Origin of the sequence: Actinomadura fibrosa (assembly GCF_900659615.1) — a bacterium.
Taxonomy (GTDB): Bacteria; Actinomycetota; Actinomycetes; order Streptosporangiales; family Streptosporangiaceae; genus Spirillospora; species Spirillospora fibrosa.
Genome location: NZ_CAACUY010000366.1, coordinates 1 through 6,621 on the forward strand (window position 1 = coordinate 1; position 6,621 = coordinate 6,621).

At 72.5% G+C, this 6,621-nt stretch carries 4 protein-coding genes; 2 read left to right on the top strand and 2 right to left on the bottom strand.

Annotated features, from left to right (window positions below):
* On the top strand, positions 1 to 495 hold a 495-nt coding region (locus tag E1300_RS46240; protein WP_207400376.1), incomplete at its 5' end, for a SelB domain-containing protein.
* A complete protein-coding gene (gene selD / locus E1300_RS46245; RefSeq protein WP_131763618.1) occupies positions 492 to 1,499 on the top strand; it encodes a selenide, water dikinase SelD in 1,008 nt (335 codons plus the stop codon). The genes E1300_RS46240 and selD, both read left to right, overlap by 4 nt.
* Before the next feature lie 27 nt (positions 1,500 to 1,526).
* Here the strand turns inward: selD and fdh are convergent, their stop codons facing one another.
* Together fdh and E1300_RS46255 are read right to left on the bottom strand one after the other, a co-directional pair.
* Complete coding sequence (gene fdh, locus E1300_RS46250; RefSeq protein ID WP_131763619.1) at positions 1,527 to 4,781, bottom strand: formate dehydrogenase; 3,255 nt, start codon at positions 4,779 to 4,781, stop codon at positions 1,527 to 1,529.
* A gap of 148 nt (positions 4,782 to 4,929) precedes the next feature.
* Positions 4,930 to 6,621, bottom strand: a 1,692-nt coding sequence (locus E1300_RS46255; protein ID WP_207400377.1) for a hypothetical protein, incomplete at its 5' end; no start/stop codon positions are given.

A 6,621-nucleotide genomic window follows, 5' to 3' on the forward strand; every position in this document is an offset into this window, starting at 1 on the left:
CTCGTCGAGGCCCTCGCGGACACTCCGGCGGAGGCGTCGCTGCGGCACCGCGACGGGCGGCTCTACGGACGCCGCACCGGCCCGGCGCTGCCGCCGCCCGTCCAGGCCGCGGTCGACGCCGTGCGGCGCGAGCTGGAGGCGGCGCCGTTCCGCGCCCCCGAGGCGGGACGGCTCGCCGAGCTCGGCCTGAACCCGAAGCTGCTCGCCGCCGCCGCGGCGGCGGGCGCCCTCCTCCGCCTCCCCGGCGGCGTCGTCCTGCTGCCCGGCGACGACGAGCGCGCCGCGAAGATCTTGGCGGAGCTGGCCGAACCTTTCACTCTCAGTGACGCTCGCCGCGCGCTCGGGACCACTCGTCGCGTGGCCGTGCCGCTCCTGGAGCACCTCGACGCGCGCGGGTACACGATGCGGTTGGACGACTCCCGGCGCCGGTGCCGCGCCTCCGGCGGCGGCGCCCGCGGCGGGAACGGCGAGATCCACGGTGAAGGAGCAGGATGACGACGATCGAAGGACGGCGGCTGACCCAGTACGCGCACGGCGGCGGCTGCGCCTGCAAGATCCCTCCCGGTGAGCTGGAGGAGGTCGTCGCGGGCCTCACCGGCGCCCCGCACGCGGCCCCCGAGCTGCTGATCGGCCTCGACACCGGGGACGACGCGGCCGTCGTCCGGCTGCCCGGCGCCGCGGACGGCATGGCCGTCGTCGCCACCGCCGACTTCTTCACCCCCGTCGTCGACGACCCGTACGACTGGGGGCGGATCGCCGCCGCGAACGCGCTGTCGGACGTCTACGCGGTCGGCGGCCGGCCGATCGTCGCGGTGAACCTGCTGGCCTGGCCGCGGGAGGTGCTGCCGTTCGAGCTGGCCCGCGAGGTGCTGCGCGGCGGCCTGGACGTCGCCGCGGAGGCGGGCTGCCACATCGGCGGCGGGCACAGCGTCGACGACGCCGAACCGAAGTACGGGATGGCGGTGACCGGCGTGGCCCGCCCCGACCTGCTGCTCCGCAACGACCGGGGCCGTCCCGGCATGCCGCTGTCGCTGACGAAGCCGCTCGGCGTCGGCGTCCTCAACAACCGGCACAAGGCGACGGGCGAGGTCTTCGCGCACGCGGTCGACTCCATGGTCGCGCTGAACCGGGACGCCTCCGCCGCCGCGCTCGACGCCGGCGCCGTCTGCGCCACCGACGTGACCGGCTTCGGGCTGCTCGGGCACCTGTACAAGCTGGCCCGCGCGTCCGGTGTCGGCGCCGTGATCGACTCCGCCGCCGTCCCGTACCTGGACGGCGCCCGCGAGGCCGTCCGGGACGGCTACGTCAGCGGCGGCACCCGCCGCAACCTGGACTGGGTCGCCCCGCACACCGACTTCGGCGCCGCCGACGAGGAGACGCGGCTGCTCCTCGCGGACGCGCAGACGTCCGGCGGCCTGCTGATCGCGGGGGAGATCCCCGGCGCGCCCGTCATCGGCGAGCTGGTCCCGGCGGGGGAGCGCACGCTCACGATCCGCTGACCGGCGCCCGCCCGCCGGGCCGGGCCGTCAGATCTCGGTGCCGGTCCGGTCGGTGATCCCGGCGCGGTCCCGGTACTCCCGCAGCAGGTCGAGCGCCGCGGGGCCGCGCGGGCGGCGGCCCGGGCGGATGTCGCAGGTCAGCGCCTTCGTCTCCTGGATGTGCGTGTTCGGGTCGAGCGACAGGTGCAGCAGCTCGTTCGCGGCGTCGCCGGTGCTGTAGCCGTTCGGGCCCCAGTGGTAGGGCAGCCCGATCTGGTGCAGCGCCCGGCCGTCCACGACGAGCGGCGCGATCCGCTCGGTGACCATCACGCGGGCCTCGATGACGCCGCGCGCGCTGATGATCGTGGCCCAGCCGCCGTGGTCGAGGTCCCGCTCGGCCGCGAGCTCGGGCGACACCTCGCAGAAGAACTCGGGTTGCAGCTCCGCCAGGTACGGCTGCCACCGCGACATCCCGCCGGCCGTGTGGTGCTCGGTCAGCCGGTACGTCGTCGTGACGTAGGGGAACACGTCGGCGCCGGGCGCGTCGCCGCTCGGCTCGTACCGGTTCTCCGGGATCGACCGCATCACCTGCCGGACGGGGTTGCGCTGCTGCTCGTACAGCGGGTTCGCGAACGGCGACTCCTGCGGCTCGTAGTGCGCCGGGAGCGGGCCGTCCAGGACGCCGGTCGGGGCGTAGAGCCACGCCTTGCCGTCCGCCTGCATGATGAACGGGTCGTTGCCCGCCAGGGCCGCGGGCCCCTCGGACCCGTGCGGCGGCTGGTAGTCGGGCGCCTTGTCCGGCTCGAAGTCGGGGACGTCGTGGCCCGTCCACTTCCCCTTCTCGGCGTCCCACCAGACGAGCGCCTTGCGGTCGCTCCACGGCTTGCCGTCCGGGTCGGCGGACGCGCGGTTGTACAGGATCCGCCGGTTCGCGGGCCACGCCCAGCCCCACTCGGCCGCGACCCAGTCCTGCTCGGTGTGCGGCTTGCGGCGCGCGGGCTGGTTGACCCCGTCGGCGTACACGCCGCAGTAGATCCAGCAGCCGCAGGACGTGGACCCGTCGGACTTCAGCTGCGTGTAGGCCGTCAGCGGCCGCCCGTCCGCGCCGCGCCCGTTGATCTCGGCGAGGACCGCCTCCGCGTCCGGCTCGTCCAGCGGGCCCTTGACCGGGTAGTCCCAGGTCAGGTCGAGGACGGGACGGTCCATCTCGTCGGTGGACGCGGCGAGCTTCTCCCGGATGATCCGGCCGAGGTGATAGGTGAACCAAAGCTCGCTGCGGGTCTCGCCGGCGGGCTCCACGGCCTGGTGGTGCCACTGGAGCATCCGCTGGGTGTTGGTGAAGCTGCCGTCCTTCTCGGTGTGGGCGGCGGCGGGCATGAAGAACACCTCGGTGCGGATGTCCTCGGTCCGCAGCTCGCCCGTCTCGATCTCCGGGCCGTCCTTCCACCAGGTCGCCGACTCGATCAGCGAGAAGTCGCGGACGACGAGCCAGTCCAGGTTCGCCATGCCGAGCCGCTGCATCTTGGCGTTGGCGGAGCCGACCGCCGGGTTCTCGCCCATGATGAAGTAGCCCTGGCAGTGGCCCTCCATCTGCGCCATCACCGTCTCGTAGGTGCTGTGGGACCCCGTCAGCCGCGGCAGGTAGTCGAAGCAGAAGTCGTTGTCCGCGGTGGCGGCGTCGCCCCAGTACGCCTTCAGCAGGCTGACCATGTAGTCGCGCATGTTGCCCCAGAAGCCCTTGCGCGTGCCCTCCGCCTCCAGGTACGAGTCGAGCGTCTGGTCGGGGTGGGCGTGGGGCATCGGCAGGTAGCCCGGCAGCAGGTTGAACAGCGTCGGGATGTCGGTCGAGCCCTGGATGGACGCGTGGCCGCGCAGCGCCAGGATCCCGCCGCCCGGGCGCCCGATGTTGCCGAGCAGCGTCTGGAGGATCGCCGCCGCCCGGATGTACTGGACGCCGACCGTGTGCTGCGTCCAGCCGACGGCGTAGGCGAACGCGGTCGTCCGGTCGCGCCCCGAGTTCTCGGTGACCAGCTCGCACAGTTCGAGGAACCGCTCCTTCGGCGTGCCGCAGATCCGCTCGACCATCTCGGGCGTGTAGCGCGCGTAGTGCCGCTTCAGCACCTGGAACACGCACCGCGGGTGCTGGAGCGTCGGGTCACGCCGCGGGTCGCCCTCGCCGAGGGCGGCGCCGCCCGAGCCGTGCGCCTCCGGACGCGCCGCCTCCTTGACGCGGTCCTGGTACTCCTCGTCCCGCTCCCCGGCGGCCGCCTGCATCTCCATGCCCTCGTACTGCCAGGTGTTCACGTCGTAGTTGCGGGCGTCCTCGTCCAGGCCGGAGAACACACCGTCCAGGTCCTCGGTGTCGCGGAAGTCCTCGCTCAGGATCACCGACGCGTTCGTGTACGCCAGCACGTACTCGCGGAAGTACTTCTCGTTCGCCAGGACGTAGTTGATGATTCCGCCGAGGAACGCGATGTCACTGCCCGCGCGCAGCGGGACGTGCACGTCCGAGACCGCGCTCGTCCGCGTGAACCGCGGGTCCACGTGGACGATCTTCGCGCCGCGCGCCTTCGCCTCCATCACCCACTGGAACCCGACCGGATGGCACTCGGCCATGTTCGAGCCCTGGACGACGATGCAGTCGGCGTGCTGGAGGTCCTGCTGGAAGGTGGTCGCGCCGCCGCGTCCGAACGAGGTTCCCAGACCGGGAACGGTGGAGGAGTGTCAAATACGGGCCTGGTTCTCGATCTGCACCGCGCCGAGCGCGGTGAACAGCTTCTTGATCAGGTAGTTCTCCTCGTTGTCGAGGGTCGCGCCGCCGAGATGCGCGAAGCCGAGCGTCCGCCGCACGCGGGCGTCGCCGTTCTCCCCCTCCACGTTCCACTGCCAGCCGTGCCGGCGGGCCGCGATGACCCGGTCGGCGATCATGTCCATGGCGGTGCCGAGGTCGAGGCGCTCCCACTCCGTCCCGTGCGGGCGCCGGTAGAGCACGTACTGCTCGCGGGCCGAGCCGGTCGTGAGCTGGAGGCTCGCCGACCCCTTCGGGCAGAGCCGCCCCCGGCTCACCGGGGAGTCGGGGTCGCCCTCGATCTGGACGACCTTCTTGTCCTTGACGTAGACGTTCTGCCCGCAGCCCACCGCGCAGTACGGGCAGATGGACTTCACGACCTGGTCGGCGGTGCTGACCCTCGCCTTGAGCCGCTCGCTGCCGGCGCTCTTGGCGGCCGCGCCCCGGCCCAGCGGGTCGTCGCCGGTGAACTGGCGGTAGACGGGCCACGACCCGATCCACTGGCGAACGCCCATCACACCGCCTTCCGTCACGTCGATCTCCAGGCGGCGGGCGTCCTACCCGCTCCCCGTGCCGCGAAACGCCGTGGCCCTCCCGCGCGCGTGGCGGCACGCGCAGGAGGGCCCGGGCCTCACCTACCGGCGCTTCCCTACCTGGTGGCGATCACTTCCCGGCGAACGCGGCCAGGTTCAGCGACACCTGCTCGGGCTTGCCGCCGTTCTGCACGGCGGACGCGGTCAGCACGTCCAGGTGCTGGTAGCCGGGGGCGATGACGTCGCCGGGCTGCGGGTCGCTGAACCCGAGCCCGTCGCCCGCCTCCAGGTTGAGGGTCGGGTTCGCCGTGATGCCGCCGGTGTGGACGGCGTCGTCGGCGATGCCGGGGGAGCCGGCCAGCGCGATGTCGGTCACCATCTTCGTGGGGAAGTAGTGCTCGGTGAAGTCGAGCGGGTGCTCCGCCAAGCTCCGCGCCAGCTCGCCGATGTCGGTGACCTCCTTCGCCGCCGTGGTGAACGGCGTGCCGTCCTTGCTCTTGTAGACCGGGTCGTCGGGGGCGCCGACGCGGTCGTAGTTCCGCCACGAGTACAGCGGCCCGTTCGGCTCGTCCGGGATCGCCTTCTTGTCCTTGCCGAGCAGCCGCCCGAGGCCGCCGAGCCCGATCTCGTCGAGGTTGTTCGGCGCCGGGAACTCCTTGTCGACGATCTTCCCGCCGTCCCAGAAGCCCACGCTCGCCTGCATGAACGCCAGCGGCTCGGAGTTGTCGTCCAGCAGCCCGCCGAGCGCGGCGGCGTTGGTGAACTTGAAGTCCTTGACCGTGGGGGAGCCCTTGATGAAGGTCGGGTAGTCCTTGGAGAACAGGACCCGGTACGTCGTGTCGGTGTTGAACGAGGACGGGATGTAGGTCGACAGGTCCGACAGCCCGTCCGGGGCGAGCCGGGCCGCGAGGCCCGCGATGGACAACAGCTGCATCGTCTCGCTGTTGATGACCGCGGGCGCCGACAGCGTCCGCGGCACGATGCCGGTCTCCAGCCCCGCCTGCACCGCGCCCGCGCCGAACTGGAGGAGCGGGATCAGCTCGGTCGGCACCTGGCCCTCCAGCCCGGGAAGGCCCGTCTGGATGCGGGTGTCCAGCGCGAAGTAGCCGGAGCACTGGTTGTAGCCGGCGTCGGCGGTCGTGGAGTGGTTGCCGTCGAAGTCCCACTCGGCGAAGTAGGCCGTCAGGATGCCGCCGAGGGAGTGCCCGCCGCACAGCGCCTTCTGCTTGCGCACGGCAGCGTCCGGCAGCTCCTTCACCATCAGGTCGTACTGGTCGCGGACGGTCTGCGCCAGCCCGACGTTCTGCAGCCACTTCACCTGGTCGTTGGTCTGGTAGCCCGCGAACTTGCGGCCGTTCACCTCCTTCTGCCGGTAGTAGTAGTCGACGGCGAGGTGGGTGTCCCGGGCCGCGAGCCCGGCCTGGACGCCGGTCTGGTCGTCCAGGCAGTTCGAGCGCCGGTCGAGCGCCCAGAACTCGATGTGCCTCCCGGCCTTCGCCGCCTGCGCGATCGTGTTCCGCGCCACGCTGTCGAACGCGCCCGCGCCCTCCAGCACGCCGGGCTGCGCGATCAGGATCCGGTCCGCGCGCGCCGACTCCGCCGGGCCGTCCTTGTGCCGGAACCGCAGGTACGACAGCCAGTCGCAGGCCTCGGGATGCTCACCCGCCGACGCCGGCAGCGGAACCCGGACGCGCACGGCCGACTCGCTGACCTCGGTGACCGGCGAGCCCGACGCGACGGGCGTCTCGACCCGGTCGGCCGCGCGGGCGCGCGCGGGCACGGCGCCGGTGGGCACGGCCGCGGCGGTGAACGAGGCGGCCAG